This is a genomic window from Paenibacillus sp. FSL K6-1096 (genome assembly GCF_037977055.1).
In the GTDB taxonomy this organism is placed as follows: Bacteria; Bacillota; Bacilli; order Paenibacillales; family Paenibacillaceae; genus Paenibacillus_AQ.
In genome coordinates this window covers 5,532,267-5,552,491 of record NZ_CP150274.1, presented here as the reverse complement: position 1 = coordinate 5,552,491, position 20,225 = coordinate 5,532,267, and the positions used below count along the sequence as shown (strand labels likewise).

Below are 20,225 nucleotides of genomic sequence, written 5' to 3'. Positions count from 1 at the left end.
TAAAATCACTCTACGGGTGAAAGATGCTGGTGCCTTCTCTCTCTGGCCGCTTGTAAGGAGCAGTAATGTTGCAATTTTTGCAGGATTCTTTAAAAAAATGGTACTGGCTAAGCTACATTGTTGCATAATTTGCACAAATTCCGGCCTTTAGAGCAAGTCAGCGCTGGATTTGTTGCAATTTATGCAGGATTTCTTTATAGATGTTACTAACTGTGAAGTAAGCGGACCATCCCTCGGCGCAGCATTCCTAAACAACAACTAAAAAAGGGCGCCACGCAGCCAATTACCGGCTTGCGTGACGCCCCTGAATCAGAACGGCTCTGAGTCTTATTTGATCGTAAACAGCGACAATTTGTTCTCCAGCTGGGTGGAAGCACTCTCCAGCTTGCCGGACAGTGATACCAGATGATCGCTGACATTCTGCTGCTCACTGCTCAGCGAAGCTACCTCTTCGGAGGTGGCTGAGGACTGCTGCGCTACGGCACTGACATTCCCCATGGCCTCAGACAGCACAACCTGCGAATGGTTCAGGCTGTCGATCGCACCGGTAACGGACTCCAGGCTGGTGATGAAGTCTTCCATCTGGCCCTTCACGGATACGAAGATATCGCTGGTATCCTTCACAGATGCCATCTGCTGCTTGAACAGTGGAGCGACCTCTGAGAGCACCACCACAGTCTCATCCATCTCAGCGATAATTTTGTCCGTAATTCCGGCCACCAGGGCAATGGACTGCTTGGACTGGTCTGCAAGCTCGCGCACTTCCCCGGCTACAACCATGAAGCCGCGGCCGGCTTCGCCCGCTCTTGCCGCTTCAATCGTAGCATTCAGCGACAGAATATTCGTCTGCTGGGTGATATTCTTCATCACATCCAGCACCTTAATAACGGAATATACCGTTTCCTTGAGGTTATTGACTCTCTCTACGAGGGCAGAGGTCATCTCGCCGGTGCGTCCGGTCTGCTCCAGCAGCTCTTCCAGCTGAGATGCTCCCTGTCCGCTGGCTTCACCGACACCGCGGGCGGCCTGATCCATCTCGGCATTCGCCGCAATCACGCTCTGCATCTGCGTACCGATCAGATCGGTCAGCTCATTGCCGCGCTCTGCCTCCTGGGCCAGGCTTCCGGCCCCTCCGGCAATCTCTTCTGTAGCCGCAGCGATCTCCTTGGCCGAGATGGCCGTCTTGCGGGAAGCCTCGCCAAGCTCGCCGGCGGTCTCCAGCACTTCACGGGCCGTATCGGTCGTCTGGGCGACCAGATCGGTAATCCGTTCCATCATAAGGTTGAACGAAGCCGACAGCTGGCCGATTTCATCCTTCGAGACGAACTCGGTGCGGACGCTCAGATCGCCTTCGGAGCCCTTCAGCATCAGATCCTTCAGGCGCGCCAGCGGCTTGGCAATCAGCTGCACCATCCAGAAGCCGACCAGAATGGCCAGGACTGCTGCAGCTCCGGCAGCCAAGAAGGTCGTGAAAAGAATCGGGGTCGCCGCTTCAACCAGCTCGCCGGTTGGCACTGCCCCGGCAAGCTTCCAGTCTGCCTTCTGCATCGGATTGTATACGGCAAGGATATCCTTGCCGTTCTCATCCTTGGCTTCCTTGCTGTTATTGTTCTGCTTGCTCTCCTGAATGAAGGTCAGCTCGGAGACTTTGCCGTCCTCTTCCGGCTGTGAAGAAGCAACTACGGTTCCATCCGGAGCTACCAGTTGAATCCGCGAGCCATCCCCAAGCTGCACACTCTTGAACGCCTCCTCCAGAAGGCTGCTCTTAAGCTCCAGTAAGACGACATAGGTCGCATTGGAGCCCAGGTTCTTGAGCGTTCTCACCATGGCAATATTCTTCCCGCCGCTGCCGGCAACGGAGGTCGGGAACCAGTAGTTCTGGGCAGATTTGGCTTCTCCTGTATAGTATGGTTCATAGGCAGAGGAGTTCTCAACCACCTTCTTGAACCATTCCTGGTCTCTCAGATCATCCTCATTGAAGCCCGAGCTACCGCTGGAGATGATCGCCATCTTCGTGTCCTGCGGAACTAGCGAGATAGCAACAATGTTGGAATCGGTTGTGGTCTGGCTGGACAGCTTCTTGCTGATGGCATCTGTGGCCACGAAGCTGTCATAGCTGTTCTTTGCTGTAGACAGCTCTGTCAGCGTTGCCTGCATCTGTGTATCGAAATAGAGCTGGAGCGCAAGATTCTCATACTGCTTCAAGGTAATATCGAGCTTCTCCGAGGTCTGAATAATTGTCTGACGGTTGGCTTCAGATACATTGTCTTTGATCGTATTCTTGGCTTTGTTGTACGACAGAAGACCCAAGAACAGCACGACAACGACAATGGATGATAAAAAGATCAGAAACAGCTTCACCCCGACAGATTTCATCGGGTTCACTCTCTTCACCTGACGTAAGGAGCCGTTCAATACCTTCATGAAACCAGCCTTTTCTTCCGTTTGCTTTGCTTTCTGTGATTCGCCTGTACGTCCTGCTTCGGTCTTTTGGACAGCCTTTGGCTTTTTGTTGTTTTTTGCCACTTTAATCCTTCTCTCCTTCAGTTTGTCTCTCTTACTTTCCGGTTGGGGAGCCTCCATTACATCACCTGCCTATCCCTTAGATTAGAAGACGTATGTAAGCGTTACCTGACTTATATCGGCACAAAGACTCATATTTCTTAGCATTTTTAGATATTTTGCTTCAATATTTCATTATTTTTGTCGAAATGCATAAGACATTTGGCATATAAAAAGGAATGCCCTATTGTAAACGGACATTCCATAGTTTGTAAGCGGATTATTTACGTTTGCGCATCATATCAAAATAAGCGACCGGGTGATCCACCTTCATGCGCACCCGCTGCAGCGGGTGGCGGGCCGCATCCAGCGGATTGCCGTCCTCATCCCACAGCCCGCCTACGGTCTGCTTGAAGAAGGTGTTATCCGGGCCGAAGAATTCGACTTCCTGCCCCGGCTTGAAGTGATTGCGCTGCTGAACCAGCGCCATGCCGCTCTCCGCATCATACTCCAGCACCAGACCGGCGAAGTCATACGGAGCAGCCTTCTCTTCCGGCTCGTAGATATGATCCTCATGGTCCGGCGTGTCATAGAAAAAGCCTGTGTTCAGCGGGCGGTTCGCCGCCTTTTGCAGCTCCTCCAGCCATTCCGGCTTCAGTACATACCCTTCCGGGTCAGCCATATATGCATCGATAGCCTTGCGGTAAGCATTCACCACAGTAGCCACGTAATGAATGGATTTCATCCGGCCTTCGATCTTGAAGCTGTCAATTCCGGCTTCGATCAGGTCAGGAATGCTCTCCAGCATACAGAGGTCCTTCGATCCCATTGTGAACGGGTTATCCTCCGGCTGGTGCAGCGGCAATTGGGTGATTCCCGGTTGCAAGGCCTGAGGCGCGTCTGCCTGCTCCTCCTCCGATACCCATGTTCCTTCCGGACGGGCATCCTCGAACAGATCATACTTCCAGCGGCAGGACTGGCAGCAGCCCCCGCGGTTGGAGTCACGGTCCGTGAAGTGGTTGGACAGCACACAGCGGCCGGAATAAGAGGAACACATCGCCCCGTGGATGAAGCTCTCAATCTCGATGTCCACATGCTGCTTGATCTCTGCGATCTCCTCCAGGCTGGTCTCCCGGCCCAGAACTACGCGCGGCAGCCCCTCCTGCTTCCAGTAGGAGACGGCCTGCCAGTTGAGCGTGGACTGCTGGGTGCTGAGATGCACCTCCAGACCCGGCACCAGGCGGAGCGCGGTATCGACAATTACCGGATCGGCTACAATAATGGCGGCAATGCCAACCTCATACAGGTTGCGCAGGTATTCTTCAATGCCGGCGATATCTTCATTGTGCGCATAGATGTTGGTGGCCACGAATACTTTGGCTCCGTATTTCTTCGCAAACTCCACGCCCTCGCGCATTTCCTCGAAGGTGAAGTTATCCGCGCCTGAGCGCAGACCATATTTCTGTCCTCCAATATATACTGCATCCGCGCCATAATGCACGGCGAATTTCAATTTCTCCAGATTCCCTGCCGGAGCCAGGAGCTCCGGTTTGTCCAGACGGTAACGCTTGCCCTTGAATTGGGGCCTCGTCATAGTACCCATTCCTGTTCTCCTTTCTGTGTCTCATCTTGTGCAAGATAAAAGACTAACATCGGGTATAAACGCTGCTGCGGTGAATTTGGACTTTCGGCCGCTGTTGTCTCCAGATGTTTGATTATTCCACTTAGCGGATAACATCCGGACACAAAGGCGGACGCTGGCGCTCCTACAGTTCCAAATTCCCCTCCGCTGCTGCCCCTTAGTTGCCGGGATAAACCTTGCAAGAGCTGAGACCATTTCTTTTGATATATTAATAGACCTGCTCTTTGTAGAAAAAGCCGAACGACAGCTCGCGCTCCGGGTCCTGCAAGGCCCGGATCTCCTCCAGCCAAGCCTCATCGAAGGCATATCCGGCCGGATCGGCGGCGTATACGTCCATGGCATGACGGTAGGCCTTAACGACAGCGGCATTGTAGGCTACCGGCTTCAGCAGTCCCTCAATCTTCAGGCTGTGTACACCGGCCTTCAATAAGAAATGCAGGTCCTCTAGTATGCAAATGTCATCCGAGCTCATAATATGCGTGCCGTTCTCATCTTCATAGATCGGGAACTTCTCATTCGGGCGCTCGGCCTCAATCAGGAACAGCCCGCGCTCCTTGCCCAGGCTCCCGCCGTCGCTCGGACGGCCCTGATGGGTCATATAGCTGGCAACCAGCTTGCGCTTGGAATGATAGATATTGGTCATGCCATGCACCTGTACCTGGGCTTCAACCTCCAGATGCGGCACCATCTCAGTCATTTCATCCATATTCAGCTCACGGGCCAGGACGACCCGCGAAGCCCCCTTGCGGCCCCAATAATTCGCCGTAGCGTAGTTGGTTGAGGTCATCTCTGCATTCCAGTGCAGCTTCATCCCCGGCGCTTCCGCCTTCACTGCCGCAAGGACAGCCGGGTCTCCGAACTCAACGCCGTCCACTCCAATCTCCCCGATCGCCTTCACATAAGCCGGAAGCTCCTCCAGCATGGAATTGGCGATCAGTCCGTTAATGCTGGCGTATACCTTACCGCCCCGCTCATGGGCGAGCTTCACCACGGCTGCGGTATCCTCCAGCGTGAAGTGTCCGGCCAGCCGCATTCCGAAGCGGTCATCGCCGATCAGTAGCGCCGTGGCACCCGCATCCAGCAGCGCTGCAGCTTCCTCCAGAGAAGCTGCTGTTGCCAGCAGCTCCGGTGTATTATTCATTGTGTTACCTCCTGTGCCCAGCGCATCTATACCATTCTACGCCTGTTGCTATTGATTTTGCTTGCTTTTCTGAATATTGGCTAAATGTTCCTTGTAGGTCTTCGCAAACAAATGGCCTTGAGAACCATCTTTCTTGGTGACATAGAAGAAATAATCAGATATTTCGGGAGTCATTGCCGCTTCAATAGAAGCAAGGCCGGGGCTGCTGATCGGCCCGGGCGGCAAGCCTGCCTGCTTATACGTATTATAAGGGCTGTCTACCTTCAGATCCTTCTCGTACAACCGTTCCTTCTGCTTGTCCAGCAGATACTGGACGGTAGCATCGATCTCTAATTTCTGGCCTTTGTCCAGGCGGTTATAGATAATGCCGGCCACCAGCGGGCGTTCCTTATCCACGACTACCTCACGTTCCACCAGTGAAGCCACCGTCAGCAGTTCGTGAAGCGTAAGTCCGCGGTTCGCCAGCTTTGCCTTCCATTCCGGAATGGTATCCAGCTTCTTCACCAGCTGCTCCAGCATAGCCTCGATGACCTCCTGCGGCGTACTGTCTTTTGCCAGCTCATAGGTCTCGGGGAACAAATAGCCCTCCAGCCGGTGGCGCAGCTGCGGATTATCAGGGATTTCCAGCTGGCTTACCGCCTCCAGCCCCTTGCCCGAATCGATCAGCTGCAGGAACACCTCAGGCTTCTGGTTCCAGGCCGCAGCCAGCTTGTCTGCCACCTGCACCGCAGTATATCCTTCGGGGATGGTGAATACTACCGTCGCTTCCTTCACAACATCGCCCGCATTCATCCGGCTAATCAGCGTATCATAGGTGTCGCCGGGACTTAGGCTGTAGGTTCCCGCCTTGAAGCTGGAGCCCTCCTGAACCCATTTCAGATAGCCTTTGAAGAACAGGCTGTTCTTAATAATTCCCTTCTGCTCCAGCAGGTCGGCGATTTGCGCACTGCCCATGCCCTTCTCTATGGTAACCGTCACGGCTGGCCCGGCGGGCTCTACCGGCTGCATTCCCTTCCAAATGTACCATGCCCCTCCCCCGGCCAATAGCACCAGGACAAGAATGAGGATCAGCACAGTGCGGATCACGGCTTTCAAATGTTACGCCTCACTTTCCGACTATAAAGTATAAAATTGTATTGTCTAAAATTCAACTTATTTTTTCAGTCCTAGAATGTTACGTGCAGCAAATAAGCAAAAAGAGCGCGGAAAAAATCCGCCCTCTTCCGTACCCGCTCTACATGAAGCTGCTGCTACCTACTGGCTGTCTTCAGCGGGAAGGGTAAGCTCATCGTACAGCTCGGAAACATCCTCCCACTCATCATCATCCATAATGCTCTCCAGCTCCGGCAGTCCGTCCGGAGAAACCACGATGCGCAGAATCTCCTGCTCCGCTGATCTCCCCGAACCGGCCAGAACCGCATAAGCACGGTCACCAACAGCAAACTCGGCAATAATATTGTAAACGGAAGACTTGCCCTGCTCATCTTCCAGTTCGACTGTATCTCCGTATACTTCTTTGAGCTTCGAGGTCCATACTGCCTCAGCAGCAGAAAACTCAGTCATTCTCCGGGCCTCCGTCCAGCTCATCAACCAGCGTATTGAAGGTCTCCTCCACGATGGCCCATTCCTCATCATTCTCAATCATGAAGAGCTGCAAATCGTCGCCGTCTTCCTCGTAACGGAAAGCGTATACCTCATCCGTCTCCTCATCCTCGGAATCGAGCGGAACCACCATCATATACTTGGCATCCGATCCGTCCACTTCAAACTTCATGATGACCTCGAATTCCTCTTCATTACCTTCCTCGTCGGGAATATAGATAATTTCCGGTTCTTCTTCTTGGCCGATCTGTTCGTTTGTCATATCCGCACACCCCTCACCTTTTACTGTTAGCATCCAAAAAATTTTGCAAAATCAGAGCTGCGGCCATTTTGTCCACAATCCCTTTGCGTTTCTTCCGGCTGACGTCCCCGTCAATCAGCACCCGCTCGGCAGATACCGTCGTCAGACGCTCATCCCATAGGTGTACGGGCAGATCTAATTGCTCCCGTAGCTGTTCGGCGAATTCGATGCATATTTCACCACGGGGTCCTACTGAGCCGTTCATGTTCTTAGGCAGCCCAACGACAATCTCAGCAATCTCGTGCTCCTTGACCAGCTCGCGGATACGGTCGAATTCCTTGCCGTTCCCGCGCCGCTCAATCGTCTCCAGAGCCTGTGCTGTCCATCCGAAAATATCGCTTGTGGCGACACCGATTCTGCGGTCGCCGTAGTCCAGTCCCAGCTTCTTGCTCATTTCGGCTGGTCCACCCGGTGATTAGCCAGATAGAACCGGACCAGTTCTTCAATCAGCTCATCACGCTCTTTCCTCCGGACTAAACTTCTCGCATTGTTGTGGCGCGGAATGTAAGCCGGATCTCCGGAAAGAAGATATCCCACGATCTGATTGATCGGATGATATTCTTTCTCCACCAGTGCATCGTACACAGCGAGCAGTATTTCCTGGGGAGAGGCTTCCTTTTCGTCGCCCTTCACATTGAATTTGACCGTTTTGTCCATGGAGTCCATCTGGTGACACCTTCCTTCTGCAAAATCACCCGCTGCGGGCGGCTTCGCAAAGTTGCTGCTGTACAGCTCACTTGCTGCCTTCATCATAACATATTCAGGCCCCGGCGAGGAAATCCTCCTGCTGTAAAAGCGCTTTTTTTGGCATTTCATCTACAAAACCAGCTGTTTTTTTGGGTTTTAAGCTATTGCAAGCCGGAGGTCAATGATGAATACCCCACAAAAATAACTTTTTTGTGAATAAAGCAGCGGTACTGAGTCCTTGCCCCCCAGTACCGCCTTGTTCCAGATATTAATAGATCCCAACATTTTCTTGCAAAGGGAACTTGTTAATGGTGTTACGCCAGTGCGGCTACCAGCTCTTCCGCCTTCTTCAGGGCTTCGCCCAGCTTGGAGGCATCCTTGCCGCCGGCCTGGGCCATATCCGGCCGGCCGCCGCCGCCGCCGCCGCAGACTGCGGCGATCTCTTTCACCAGCTTGCCGGCGTGGAAGCCCTTCTTGACCAGCTCCTGCGGCACAGCTACTACAAAGTTAACCTTATCTTCCATCACAGCTCCGAGCACCAGTACAGTATCTGGAAGCTTAGACTTCAGCTCATCCGCAGTGGAGCGCAACGCATCCATATTGCCAGCCTGAACAGAGACCGCCAGCAGCGGTGTGCCTCCGCCTACCGTGATGACACTGCCGGTCAGCTCGGCGGCAAAGGTTGCGCTGAGCTTGGACTGCAGCGATTCGTTCTCACGGCCCAGCTCGCGCACCTGGGCATGCAGGGCTTCGATCCGCTTCGGCACATCGGTGAGCGAGGATTTCAGCAGCGCAGCCGATTGCTTCAGCAGATCCAGCTGGCTCTCGGTGAACTGATAGGCGTAGCGGCCGGTTACTGCTTCAATCCGGCGTACCCCGGAGCCGATGCCGCTCTCGCTGAGCAGCTTGAAGATTCCGATCTGCGAGGTATTGGCAACATGGCATCCGCCGCACAGCTCAAGGCTGTAGTCGCCGACCTGCACCACGCGCACGATATTGCCGTATTTCTCGCCGAACAGCGCCATAGCCCCCATTGCCTTGGCTTCATCAATCGGCTTGTTCTCGATCACTACAGGAAGGCTGCGCCAGATCTGGGCGTTCACACGCTGCTCAATATCGCTAAGCTCCTCAGGCGTAATCGCTCCAAAGTGCGAGAAGTCAAACCGCAGACGCGAACCTTCTACTAAAGAGCCTGCCTGATTCACATGGCTGCCCAGCACTTCCTTCAGTGCTTTGTGCAGCAGGTGGGTAGCAGTGTGGTTCTTCACAATATCCTCACGCTCAGCCCGGTTCACTTCAGCGCGGACGGTATCGCCTACCTTCAGATCGCCGGCTTCCACCGTAACGAGGTGAACATGCTGGCCGTGCGGTGCTTTGAACAGCCCGGTCACTTTGGCGGTCACCGATCCGCCGGTCAGTACGCCGGTATCGCTGACTTGACCGCCGCTCTCCGCATAGAACGGAGTGGTTTCCAGAATCACCTGGCACTCGGCGCCTTCGCTTACTGTATCCTGAAGCGCGCCGTCCACTACAATCGCCAGCACCTTGGATTCGGTTACCGTGTCATTATATCCAACAAATTCACTTTTAACCGTCAGGTCGGCCAGCGCACCGCCTTGAACCTTCATGCTGGCGCTGTCCTGGCGGGCCGCTCTGGCCCGGTCGCGCTGCTCCTGCATGGCGGCATCGAAGCCTTCACGGTCAACCGTCAGCCCCTGCTCGGAGGCGAAATCCTCGGTCAGGTCGAACGGGAAGCCGTAGGTGTCATAGAGCTTGAACGCATCGGCACCGGCAATGGTGCTCAGTCCGTCAGCCTTGGCCTTGGCGCTGATCTCTCCGAGGATCGCCAGACCATCGGACAGCGTCTCGTGGAAGCGTTCCTCTTCGAGACGGATGATTTTGGCAATATATTCGCGGTTCTCCACCACGGACGGATAGTACACGCCCATAATCTCGCCGACCGTCTCGGTCAGCTCATGCAGGAACGGACGGTCCAGCCCCAGCGTCTTCCCGTAGCGCACGGCGCGGCGGAGCAGACGGCGGATAATATAGCCGCGGCCTTCATTGGAAGGAAGTACGCCGTCACCAACGGCAAAGGTCACTGTGCGCACATGGTCGGCAATGACTTTTAACGCGATGTCCTGTTCCACATTATCCTTGTAGGTTACCCCGGCAAGCCCGGCAGTCTTCTGGATAATCGGCTGGAACAGATCGGTATCGAAGTTGGAGTCCACATCCTGCAGAATGGATGCGAAGCGCTCCAGACCGGCACCGGTATCAATATTCTTGTTCGGAAGCGGCGTGTAACTGCCGTCCTTATTATGGTTGAACTGCGAGAATACGAGGTTCCATACCTCCAGCCAGCGCTCATTCTCACCGCCGGGATACATCTCGGGATCATTCAGATCACTGCCGTAGGCTTCCCCGCGGTCATAGAAAATCTCCGAGCAAGGGCCGCAAGGGCCTTCGCCGATGTCCCAGAAGTTGTCGTCCCCCAGCTTGATGATGCGCTCAGCCGGCAGGCCGACCTTCTCATTCCACAGCTTGAAGGCTTCTTCATCCTCAGCGTAGACAGTGACAGAGATCCGGTCCGGGTCGAACCCGATCCACTCCTTGCCGGTCAGGAACTCCCAGGCCCAGGTAATCGCTTCTTCCTTGAAGTAGTCGCCGATAGAGAAGTTCCCCAGCATCTCGAAAAAGGTATGGTGGCGGCGCGTCTTGCCCACGTTCTCGATATCATTGGTGCGGATGCACTTCTGCGAGTTGGTCAGGCGGGGATTCTCAGGAACCTCCCGGCCGTCGAAGTACGGCTTCAGCGGCGCCATGCCTGCGTTAATCCACAGCAGCGAAGGGTCATTGTGCGGTACGAGGGAGGCACTTGGTTCAATCTTGTGATTCTTGCTCTCGAAAAACTGCAGCCATTTGGAACGGATTTCACTTGCTTTCATCATGTACAGCTCCTGTCTGTTGGTTAATATGGCACACTTGCCGGAAAATCACGGTTACCCGAAAAATCAAAACAAAAAAACGCCCCTGAATGTTATTCAGGGACGATGATTATCGCGGTACCACCCTGGTTATCGCCCGGACCCGTTATTCACGGGCAACTGGCAGACGATCGCCTTGTGCGGCTGTTAACGGGGGCCCCCGGCGGTTGTTACCGCACTCCGAGAGTAGCTTTCTGCCGGCCTGTCTTCCAGGTTCTCACAGCCAGTTGCGGGAATCCGCAAAGGAACCTGTTCTCTGAGGGAGCCATGCCCCGGCGTACTTCTTCTCATCCACGTATTGTCCGATATGCATCAATAACACCTCAAGTATAGCCAGCGTCCGGGGTTCTGTCAATCAGGACTGGCCCGGGGCCCGCAGCAGACGGATAAGCGCGGCATATCGCTCAGTAAAAAGGGTGTTTACAGCGTTTCCAACCAGGCGTATAATACAAATTGTTCAGACGTCGAGACGTAGCTCAGCTTGGTAGAGCGCTTGCTTCGGGAGTAAGAGGCCGCAGGTTCGAATCCTGTCGTCTCGACCATACACATTTAAGTGATTCGCAGCTTTGGGGCTGCGATTTTTTGCGTCTCAATATGCTTAATTCTATCTTCCATGTTTAAAGGCAGTAATTATGGATGTAGAGCCATCCCCGGATGGCTGATAGGAAACGGTAAACGATCCCTGTGGTGAGAAGTGGATGCTTTCGATCTTGGAGAAGCTCTGGGCCGCACTTTTAGTCCAGACTACCTGCATCAAAGTTGTCCATTCCTTATCATCTCGATCATTTGCTTAGAAGAGATAATTGAACCATGCATAATATCCTGTTTGGACTCCTGGATCATTTTTGCAATTTCGGGATCAGCATCAAGCTCAGCAATCTGCATAGCCGAAAGAGTATCTGAGTTGTCCTGATACATTTCGGATACTTCATACTCTGTGTCATTAATTACAATCACAGTCCAAGTACATACTCACCACTCCTTTGTTCAATATTATATCCTGAATTCGGATGAACGGATACCACTTCAGAATAAAACCAATACAGACTACCTCCGCCCCGACCACAGCCGTCTGCGCAGCTCCATCTCTTCATATACCCGCTCCAGGGACATGCCCATGGACTGGCCTGTAATATTTACAGGAGTGCCGGCGAGGCGGAGGTTGATGGCCATCAGCCACCGTTTCACTCCGCGTTGCCGGGCCAGATAGGCTTTGGGGTCAGCGAGAAAGATGCAGATATTTTTTTGCCCGGAGAAGCGCACCAGGCGGATATCCGTAATGTCCTCCCACAGGATTCGTCCGCCTGGAATTGCGGAAGACTGGTCATCAATGCCCTGGGCGTCCACCACAAGCAGCGGCGAGCGGCGCAGGAGCATGATAAGATAGACCACTACCGCCAGACCGAACAGCACGGTACAGGCAATCCCCAGCGTCCGCAGAAGGATCGCAGGATCGGCCGTGACCTCCCCGGACCATTTTAGCAGCAAGACACCCAGGAGCATAAAAAGCAGCGATCCCGCAAACAGCAGGACAAGCTTCACCTTGGACCTCTTCACTACAAGCGGCTGGTACCCTCCATCGTTATATGCCTGATAATCCATTTCGTCTTCCTCCTTCATGTCCTGCCGTTAAGCCGCAGGCACGGGCGTTCCCCCGTTTCAATTCATTATAGTTCTTACCCGCAATACTGCCATCTGCAACTGGTACGTGTTAGCTTTAAACGTGTGAAAATCATTTTTAACTCATCGCTTGCCGAGGGTTGCCGTGCCTGATTAAGGTGCAAGGGATAGGCTTAATTGCAAACTGTACAACTAAGTCGCCGGATGTGCCACCGAATCTCTGTTTAGCTGTATTTCGTGCGACTAAAATGCTTCTGTACCCGTCTTTTCGCCCATTCCGGGATATTTAGTTGTATGGAATACAGTTAGGAGAGGAATGCCTTGCTTTTCACAGTTTTTAGTTGCACCGGATACACTTATCTCTGAATATTAGCGGTATTCGGTTCAATGGGTAACGGGTGCAGGTTCAGCCCAATATCAGCAAGATGTTCATGCTCAGCCTTTTAACGCCGAGGCCATGCTATCTTCGTATTCTGGGCAGGTACGCTGCGGGAATCAGTCCCAGGACCGAGAAGGCAATCGTCCACATAAACGTATGGTCGAAGGCAACTGTCATAGCGGCCGGGTCGTGCAGCAGCATGGACTGGAGCTGATTCTGCAAAATAACCGCGATGACCGACACCCCAAACGCCCCGCCGATCTGCTGCATAATCCGGGTGGTGCTGCTGGCATGGGGAATCTGTCCGGGCGTCAGGCCCGTATAAGCGGAAGCCATCACCGGCAGGAACACAGCCCCCAGACCAGCCCCCCGCAGGATCAATACCGCACCAGGTGACGATGAATGCGTTCTACGGGCTGGTAGCCGACATGGGCGCCTTGCCGCTCGCCTCCCTGATCTTCCCCGGCGGGCGCCAGAACCGGACGATGACGATCATTCTTCAGCGGGCCGTTGAACGGGGCGAGGTGGCTCCTGAAGCCATTACTCCCCGGATGCTCACCCTGCCGTCCGATCTGGCCCGCCATGAGATTATGCTCTACAACGCCCCGATGTCGGAGGAGACCATTGCCAGTATTGTGGACGAGGTATACCTTCCGCTGGTGTTGAAGCGGTAATTCCCAACGCTAAAAGCCCAGGTTCTCAAGGATGTTCGACCTTGAGAGCCTGAGCTTAGTTATGCTTTCTCCTAATGCTTGTCTTGCTCTAAATCAGACCGGACTGCTGCAGCAGGCGCTGGATCACCGCCGCAACCTCTGCTCTGGTAATGAACGCTTGCGGGTTCAGCGATGAAGCTGTTCTTCCCTTCATCACCTGGGAGGCGACAGAGTAAGCCGCAGCTTCCTTGGCCCACCCGGCTACTGCCGAAGCATCCTTGTAAGGCTGGAGTACCTTCGCAGCATCTGCGCCGGCCACCTTGGCCTTAAGGCCGGTGATGCTCATCGCCCGCGCGGTCATGGTCATGGCTTCCTGCCGTGTAATCTTGCCCTGCGGCCGGAAGGTATTGTCCTCATACCCGGAGATCAGCCCCATCCGGTACGCAGTGTTCACTGCAGAAGCGTACCACTGGGAGCTGTCCACATCGGAGAACGGAGCCGCTCCTTGTTCCAGGCGGAGCCCCAGGCCGCGGACCATAATCGCCGCGAACTCTGCACGCGTAATGTCTGCATTCGGACGGAATGTGCCTTCGCCTACACCGTTAATGACCAGGCGTGAGCCCATGTCGTTGACTGCAGCTTCGGACCAGTGGGCAGCGACATCTGTGAACTCAAGCGGATGCCAGACCACACCGTAGTCACTGTTAGTCAAGCTGTTAATCTGCGCATAATATACATCGTTTACCTTAGTCACCTTGGTAGGCACGTGCCGGAGGGTGCCATCCGGCTCCAGTACGACACCTGTCGTTATCTTGTTCGGATCGATGCCCTGCGGCAGAGCCACCGTCCGTTCAACGTATACGCTATAATCCTTAATTTCAATGCTCTTGCCTGCATAGACCGCATTGACAGTGAAGGTCACCGGCGCCGCAATCAGGGTAGCCCCCTGCTTGGCAGCCTGGGCTTCCCCGGCCTTGGCAGCCTCTGCGCCGCCAAGCGCAATATGCACCTGCAGCGTAACCTCGTCCAGCTTCACCTGGCTGCCGAACTGGGCGGCCAGTGTGGCCATGCGGATCTGCGCGGCTGGAATCTTGTATGCTCCTGAAGGAGTATCCAGCACAAGCAGGGCTTCCTTGTCCTCCATGTTCTTGATCATTTGGCCTGTCAGCTGTGCAACCACAATATCCGATGCTGCGGTCCAAGGAATTGTCACAACCGCTCCCCGGCCCTCTGCGTCCAGCTTGGCCTGCAGCTTGGCCTGGTCCACATCAATCGTGGTCAGCACCTGCTGGTTCTCGGTGGTAATGGTTGCGATGCCCGCATACTCCACCTTGCCGTTAACCAGCACTTCAACCCCGCGGGTATTTGGCTTGGCAGAAGCAGCCGGTGTTGCTGTTGCCGCCGGAACCGGTGCTCCGCCCGGCGCTGGAGCTCCCGTCGGGGTCGGTACCGGCGTCGGGGTTGGGGTTGGCGGATTCTCTACCGGAGGCTCTTCAGCCGGTTCATCCGTCACTACCGCTGTTACCCAGCCAAAGCGCACGACTCTGCCGGAGGCATCCACCTCGGCTACAGCAATACGGTCGCCTTCCTTGGCCGCAATTAAGCCGTTCTCCGGCAACGCGGAGTAACCGGTCAGAATCACGCCCTTATCCGGGGTAAGGAGCTGGCCTTGCCCGAAATTAACGTACAGCAGTGTATTTCCTGCCTCCGCCTTGGCACTGACGAGCGTTTTGCCGTCATTGGCTGTGCCCGCGGGATCTGCCGAGGTTACTGTAAGTCCGTCAGCAGCAGAGTCTGAGGTAACTTTGGCAGTGGCTACGCCATACTTGACCACCTTGCCGCTGGCATCAATTTCTGCAACCCCAATGTAGTCTCCGTCATCTGCAGCAATCATTCCGTCCTCAGGGACAGGAAGATAGCCGTTCAGGGTGTCGCCAACGCTTGGCTGCTGGACACCATCCTTGCCGAAGTTCAGATAGACCCGCTTGTTCCCCGGGCTGATTGCCGTCTGGCTGGCCAGCTTGGTCTGTCCGTCGGTGCCTTCTCCCGCCGGATCGGTGGCCGATACGTCAAGTCCCTTGGCCGCATCCTCCGCTTCCACAACGGCCTTCACGGCTGCGAACCGAACTACCTTGCCGCTCGCATCCACCTCGGCGATGGCCAGATTGTCCCCGTTCCGCGCATCAATGAGACCGTTCTCCGGCAGTTCGCTGTAGCCGCTGAGCACCGCTCCGTTCTCCGGCACGCGGACAGCTCCTTTGCCTGCATTCATGTAGACCAGCTTGTTGCCGCTGCCCACTGCGGCTCCGGTCAGTGTCACCTTCGTCTGGCCGTCCGTTTCCGCTCCGGTAGGGTCAGTGCTTACCGCCGTCAGCGGCTTCGCCGCATTCGCCGGCACGACCACCGCTTCGGTTACGCCATACTTCACAACTTTGCCGTCCGGTCCGATCTCGGCAATCCCGATCCGGTCGCCGGCCTTTGCCTCAACCCGTCCGTCTCCCGGAACCTCCGTGTATCCGGACAGCGTCTCTCCCACGCCAGGCACGTTCACTGCACCTTCGCCGAAGTTCACATACACCAGCCGGTTCCCTTCTCCGGCCTTGCTGACCAGCTTCGTCTGGTTTCCGGCTCCTGATCCGCCCGGATCGGTCGCGACCACCGGCAGGCCTTTGGCCGCTGCTTCCGGCGCTACAACTGCGCGGGTCGTGCCGAACCTCACGACATTGCCTTGCTCGTCTACTTCCGCAACGCCCAGCAGATCGCCGTTCTTGGCCTCCACAACGCCGCCCGCCTGCACCTCTGCATAGCCGCTGCCTGCCGGCTGGCCTGCCGCCGGCGCTGTAACCGGGCCTTCGCCGAAGTTCATATACACCAGTTTATTTCCTGCACCTACGTTCGCAGTAAGCTGGGTCTTGCCTTCGGCGCCGCTGCCCTCCCAACGCTTCGCGCCTACACTCAGGCCCTTTGCCGCCGATTCCGGCGCTACCTCAGCCGGTACAGTGACATAACGTACCACCTTGCCGGACGGATCTACCTCCGCGATTCCCAGCAGATCACCGTTGCCCGCGTCTACGAGACCGCTGGACGGCAGCCCGGCATATCCCAGCCCTTCCAGGCTGCTTCCGGTATCCGGGATACTGGCCTGCTGATCTTTGAAGTTCACATACACCAGCTTGTTGCCGCTAGCGGCGCTGGCGCTTACCCGGGTCTTGCCTTCGGTGCCGCTTCCTGAAGGGTCAGTAGCTGCTGCGCTGAGGCCCTTCGCCTCCGCTTCGGCAGACACCTTCGCCTCAGCCACGCCATAGCGCACGACCTTGCCGTCAGCATCTACCTCGGCAATGCCGATTTTGTCCCCCCACTCAGCGGCAATGATACCGCCGTCAGGCAGATCCGTATAGCCCGTCAGCAACTCGCCCTGGCTTGGCTCTGTAATCTCACCCTTGCCAAAATTCACATACACCAGCTTGTTGCCGCTGCCGGCACCGGCGACCATCTGGGTCTTACCGTTGTTCTCGATTCCCGCCGGATCAACGGAGGCTACCGGAAGCGCTGCTGCTGCAGGCAATACCTTGGCGGCCGTCTGGCCGAACCGCACGACCTTGCCGCTTGCATCCACTTCAGCAACAGCAATCTTGTCGCCGTTGGCCGCTTCCACTAGGCCATTGGACGGAATGTCGGCATAGCCGCTTAATTCCTCGCCGACAGCAGGAATCTCCACACTGCCGTCCTTGACATTCAGGTACACCAGCCGGTTGCCCGGCATCACGGTCTCTAGAACGGACAATTTTGTTTTGCCGTCATTGCTCTTGCCCGCAGGATCGGTGGACACCGCTGTCAAGCCGGAAGCATCCGAATTGAACGGAAGCGTGTAGACCTGCGAGATATTGCCGGCACGGTCAATCGTTTTAATGTGCGCGTAATAGGTTACTCCCCGGTCGAGAGTACCCGGGATTGCGTAGCTGTAGGTTGCAGTAGTCACCGTATTGCCGGGATCGTTACCCTCCGGGTCAATGTCAACCGTAACAGCGTACCCTTGTACACCTGTTGTTACCGTGGCAGTGGTCTCTGACGACTGACGGCTGCTGCCGTCTACATAGGATGTTGCCTTCAGATAGTAAGCATAGCTGCTGCCATTATCCTTAGGTTCATTCCACGTGAGCACCGGTCTGCCGGAGGCACTGTCATAAGTGAGGCTGGCCTGACCGCTAACCGGATCGGGAGCTGCCACATCCTGTGACATCCGGTCGTCGAAGCTGTTCGAGGTGGAGGTCTGCGCCAGGTAGAACAGCGTGTTGGCCAGGATTTTCTGCTCATCTTCTGTGGCACTGCCATTGCTGTGGCCGGTCTGAATCAGAGCCGCATTGTTCCAGGTAGTCAAATAGAAGTTGTTCGTGCCGGGCTTGCCGTTATACGTATTGATCTCCTGAGTGCTTCCCCAATCCGGAAAAGCATACTTGAACCATACATCGCCTTTGGCAAACTGGAAATAGCTATGGGATTGCGGAACACTCAGAATCGTCCCGACATCTCCCAGCGCATACGGGTAGTTCATCGGGAAGCCGCGGCGTTGTACAACCACCTTCGTTCCCCCGGTTGTCGGAATGTCAGGATTGTAATACCCCTCCTGGAATTTCACATCCAGGTTAAGATATTTGGTTGCCAGATCGATCAGATGCTCATGGTAAAAGCTGGCCGTGTCATGTCCCATCAGTACACCGCCGCCGTAGCGGATGAAGGCCTCTACTGCCTCATGGGACGCTTCAGACAGGTCGCGCCGGTTATTGGCATCCCATGCGCCGAAGTACAGCACATCATAGGCATAAGCCCCGCTCTCATCCTTCGCCAGGTAATGGGTGTAGTTGGTCGCGGGATCATCGCCGTTGAAGTCGCTCATGGACACCTTGTCCACCTGCATCGTATAACCGCTCGGATTTCCCCATGTGCTCATCCAGTTCTGCAAGCCGTCAGAGCCGGGCATATCCGGGTACACATTCAGCACCTTAATATCGTTCTTCAGCGGAATGGATTGGAATTCGTCCAGCCCGTCCCCGCCGGTGTCTCTCTGATACACCATGTAATACTCCTGGCCTGCCAGAGAAGAGGTCCAGTTCAGCTTCACCAGGTTGTTCTCGTTATCACCCACCGCTGTCAGAGCGGGGGGAACCATAACTCCTACAGTTACCTCAATTGCCGCTGAAGCAAAGGAGGTCGTGGTAGCCGCCGTACGCACCTCATAGGTGCCAGACTCAAGTCCGGTAGCGGCCGGGCCGGTTGCAGTGATCCACGGGCCGGTCCCCTTGATCCGGTACTGCATATTCACGTTCAAGCCCGTGAGCTTGCCGTCAGCTGCACCTGCTTCCGACACACTCCCGGCGTTAACGCCGGTTGGTGCAGCGGGCCGGGGCGGAAGGCCGATCGACCAGGCTGGCGTTCCTTCTTCGGTGCCTTCTTCCAGTGACCATGTGCCGCTAAGCCAGGCTTCCTCAATGGCAATTTTACCGGATGCATCAGCGGTCACATAAGTGGCCCCGGTTACACTTGATGCATCAGTGAGCTTATAGCCTGCGCCAGGGGTCAGGCCGCTTAATTGCTCTGTCTTATAATCAATGCCCGGTCCCCGGTACTGTGCATACACAGTCATATCCCGGTTGAAAATGTAGTCCGCTGTAACCTGCTCTCCCCCGGCTGCCGCAGTGAACCAGCCGATGAACTCGGCTCCGCTCTTGACAGCAGCTCCAGGAAGTGCGTCCAGCTTACCGGACAGATTGGTCACCAGCGTTGCCACCGGGCTATCGCCGCCATTGCCGTCAAAGGCGATCGTACGCGGCATCGTCAGGTGATATTTGTACTCCGTAGCTCCTGAGATGGCAGCATAGGTCTGGGTAACATCCAATTCAGTCACTTGACCCTGTGTTACGAAGTTGGCAATCTCCTTCTGTCCGCCATCGCTGTAGTATTTGGAGGTGAAATACCCTCCGGTGATGCTCCAGTACGCCGGGTCAAGGGCTGCTCCGCTCCAGATCATCGCCGCATCAGGGTTCTTCGTCCCGATATAACCGCCGGAAATCGTCACATAAGCGCCGGATACGGCTGCAATCGCCTCCGAGCCTGAATGGGCTCCGCTGCCGTACACTACACCGCCGCTCATCTCGAAGCGGCTGTCCGCATCATGGGCGAACACGCTCTGGCCGGTCCCCAGAATACCGCCGGACAGCAGCTTCACCGTCCCGCCTGCTCCCAGGTTAAGCCCGCTTCCGCTGTAGCCTGCATTATTTATATAATCAATATATCCATCCGCAGCGGCTGAGGTATCGCGGATTGTCAATACCCCGGCCGAGACGTAGACCGCTCCGTCTGTGCCGGTCTCACCGCCGCCATATACCTCGCGGACCATCCGGTAACCGTTCAGATCGAGCGTTACCCCAACGCCCGGACGGCTGTAGGTGACCGCATTTCCAAGAGATACATCTGAGATCAGGGCCACGGTCTGGCCGTCTGCCGCAGCACTCAGTGCTGTCTCCACATCGGCGTACCGGACACCGGTGGTTGTGTTCTCAATGACATTGGTCGCTTCCCCTGCAAACGCTATCCCGCCTCCCCCAACTTGCAGGCTGAAGGCCATCACAACGGACAGCAGCAACGCAAGAGAACGGTTGAACCTTCTCCATTTCATCCCAAATCCATCCCCTCATCTTAAGTATTCTAGACGTG

At 55.5% G+C, this 20,225-nt stretch carries 14 protein-coding genes and 1 tRNA gene; 2 read left to right on the top strand and 13 right to left on the bottom strand.

Going from position 1 to position 20,225, the window contains the following annotated elements; genetic code table 11:
* Positions 1–327: 327 nt before the first annotated feature.
* The 9 genes from MHI24_RS24590 to alaS form a co-directional block, all read right to left on the bottom strand.
* Entirely contained in the window at positions 328–2,424 is a 2,097-nt protein-coding gene (locus tag MHI24_RS24590) for a methyl-accepting chemotaxis protein (RefSeq protein ID WP_340022146.1), read from the bottom strand.
* A 358-nt stretch (positions 2,425–2,782) separates the two neighbouring features.
* Positions 2,783–4,105 (bottom strand): U32 family peptidase, encoded by a 1,323-nt coding sequence (locus MHI24_RS24585; protein ID WP_340022145.1) that lies wholly within the window; start codon positions 4,103–4,105, stop codon positions 2,783–2,785.
* Positions 4,106–4,352: 247 nt separating this feature from the next.
* Positions 4,353–5,285 (bottom strand): peptidase U32 family protein, encoded by a 933-nt coding sequence (locus tag MHI24_RS24580; protein ID WP_340022143.1) that lies wholly within the window; start codon positions 5,283–5,285, stop codon positions 4,353–4,355.
* Between the two features lie 48 nt (positions 5,286–5,333).
* Complete coding sequence (gene mltG / locus MHI24_RS24575; protein ID WP_340022142.1) at positions 5,334–6,380, bottom strand: endolytic transglycosylase MltG; 1,047 nt, start codon at positions 6,378–6,380, stop codon at positions 5,334–5,336.
* Positions 6,381–6,539: 159 nt separating this feature from the next.
* A complete protein-coding gene (locus tag MHI24_RS24570) occupies positions 6,540–6,848 on the bottom strand; it encodes a DUF1292 domain-containing protein (RefSeq protein WP_340022140.1) in 309 nt (102 codons plus the stop codon).
* Complete coding sequence (locus MHI24_RS24565; protein WP_340022139.1) at positions 6,841–7,149, bottom strand: DUF1292 domain-containing protein; 309 nt, start codon at positions 7,147–7,149, stop codon at positions 6,841–6,843. The genes MHI24_RS24570 and MHI24_RS24565 overlap by 8 nt, the downstream gene beginning before the upstream one ends.
* A 13-nt stretch (positions 7,150–7,162) precedes the next feature.
* Positions 7,163–7,582: a Holliday junction resolvase RuvX gene (ruvX, locus tag MHI24_RS24560; RefSeq protein ID WP_238654161.1), complete on the bottom strand. Its 420-nt coding sequence runs from the start codon at positions 7,580–7,582 to the stop codon at positions 7,163–7,165.
* Complete coding sequence (locus tag MHI24_RS24555; RefSeq protein WP_036696603.1) at positions 7,579–7,854, bottom strand: IreB family regulatory phosphoprotein; 276 nt, start codon at positions 7,852–7,854, stop codon at positions 7,579–7,581. The genes ruvX and MHI24_RS24555 overlap by 4 nt, the downstream gene beginning before the upstream one ends.
* Before the next feature lie 335 nt (positions 7,855–8,189).
* The gene (gene alaS, locus MHI24_RS24550) at positions 8,190–10,823 is read right to left on the bottom strand and encodes an alanine--tRNA ligase (RefSeq protein WP_340026778.1); all 2,634 of its coding nucleotides are present in this window, start codon (positions 10,821–10,823) and stop codon (positions 8,190–8,192) included.
* Between the two features lie 504 nt (positions 10,824–11,327).
* On the opposite strand from alaS, the gene MHI24_RS24545 reads away from it, so the two are divergent.
* Positions 11,328–11,404 (top strand) — tRNA-Pro (locus MHI24_RS24545).
* Positions 11,405–11,615: 211 nt separating this feature from the next.
* On the opposite strand, the gene MHI24_RS24540 is transcribed toward MHI24_RS24545, so the two are convergent.
* The 3 genes from MHI24_RS24540 to MHI24_RS24530 form a co-directional block, all read right to left on the bottom strand.
* Positions 11,616–11,780, bottom strand: a complete 165-nt coding sequence (locus MHI24_RS24540; protein WP_340022137.1) for a hypothetical protein — start codon at positions 11,778–11,780, stop codon at positions 11,616–11,618.
* Positions 11,781–11,909: 129 nt separating this feature from the next.
* Complete coding sequence (locus tag MHI24_RS24535) at positions 11,910–12,464, bottom strand: STM3941 family protein (RefSeq protein ID WP_340022136.1); 555 nt, start codon at positions 12,462–12,464, stop codon at positions 11,910–11,912.
* 478 nt (positions 12,465–12,942) lie between these two features.
* A complete protein-coding gene (locus MHI24_RS24530; protein ID WP_340022135.1) occupies positions 12,943–13,242 on the bottom strand; it encodes a hypothetical protein in 300 nt (99 codons plus the stop codon).
* A 17-nt stretch (positions 13,243–13,259) separates the two neighbouring features.
* Between MHI24_RS24530 and MHI24_RS24525 the strand changes: the two genes are divergently transcribed.
* The gene (locus MHI24_RS24525) at positions 13,260–13,535 is read left to right on the top strand and encodes a TetR-like C-terminal domain-containing protein (RefSeq protein ID WP_340022134.1); all 276 of its coding nucleotides are present in this window, start codon (positions 13,260–13,262) and stop codon (positions 13,533–13,535) included.
* A gap of 88 nt (positions 13,536–13,623) precedes the next feature.
* Here MHI24_RS24525 and MHI24_RS24520 read toward each other — a convergent pair whose 3' ends face one another.
* Positions 13,624–20,187, bottom strand: coding sequence for an S-layer homology domain-containing protein (locus MHI24_RS24520; protein WP_340022133.1), 6,564 nt, complete (start codon positions 20,185–20,187; stop codon positions 13,624–13,626).
* Positions 20,188–20,225: the final 38 nt, after the last annotated feature.

Excerpts from the sequence above, each read along its gene's own strand:
- MHI24_RS24590 (WP_340022146.1), bottom strand. The coding sequence starts at position 2,424 with ATGAAGGTATTGAACGGCTCCTTACGTCAGGTGAAGAGAGTGAACCCG.
- MHI24_RS24585 (WP_340022145.1), bottom strand. The coding sequence starts at position 4,105 with ATGGGTACTATGACGAGGCCCCAATTCAAGGGCAAGCGTTACCGTCTG.
- MHI24_RS24580 (WP_340022143.1), bottom strand. The coding sequence starts at position 5,285 with ATGAATAATACACCGGAGCTGCTGGCAACAGCAGCTTCTCTGGAGGAA.
- MHI24_RS24570 (WP_340022140.1), bottom strand. The coding sequence starts at position 6,848 with ATGACTGAGTTTTCTGCTGCTGAGGCAGTATGGACCTCGAAGCTCAAA.
- MHI24_RS24565 (WP_340022139.1), bottom strand. The coding sequence starts at position 7,149 with ATGACAAACGAACAGATCGGCCAAGAAGAAGAACCGGAAATTATCTAT.
- ruvX (WP_238654161.1), bottom strand. The coding sequence starts at position 7,582 with ATGAGCAAGAAGCTGGGACTGGACTACGGCGACCGCAGAATCGGTGTC.
- MHI24_RS24555 (WP_036696603.1), bottom strand. The coding sequence starts at position 7,854 with ATGGACTCCATGGACAAAACGGTCAAATTCAATGTGAAGGGCGACGAA.
- alaS (WP_340026778.1), bottom strand. The coding sequence starts at position 10,823 with ATGAAAGCAAGTGAAATCCGTTCCAAATGGCTGCAGTTTTTCGAGAGC.
- MHI24_RS24540 (WP_340022137.1), bottom strand. The coding sequence starts at position 11,780 with ATGTATCAGGACAACTCAGATACTCTTTCGGCTATGCAGATTGCTGAG.
- MHI24_RS24535 (WP_340022136.1), bottom strand. The coding sequence starts at position 12,464 with ATGGATTATCAGGCATATAACGATGGAGGGTACCAGCCGCTTGTAGTG.
- MHI24_RS24525 (WP_340022134.1), top strand. The coding sequence starts at position 13,260 with ATGAATGCGTTCTACGGGCTGGTAGCCGACATGGGCGCCTTGCCGCTC.
- MHI24_RS24520 (WP_340022133.1), bottom strand. The coding sequence starts at position 20,187 with ATGAAATGGAGAAGGTTCAACCGTTCTCTTGCGTTGCTGCTGTCCGTT.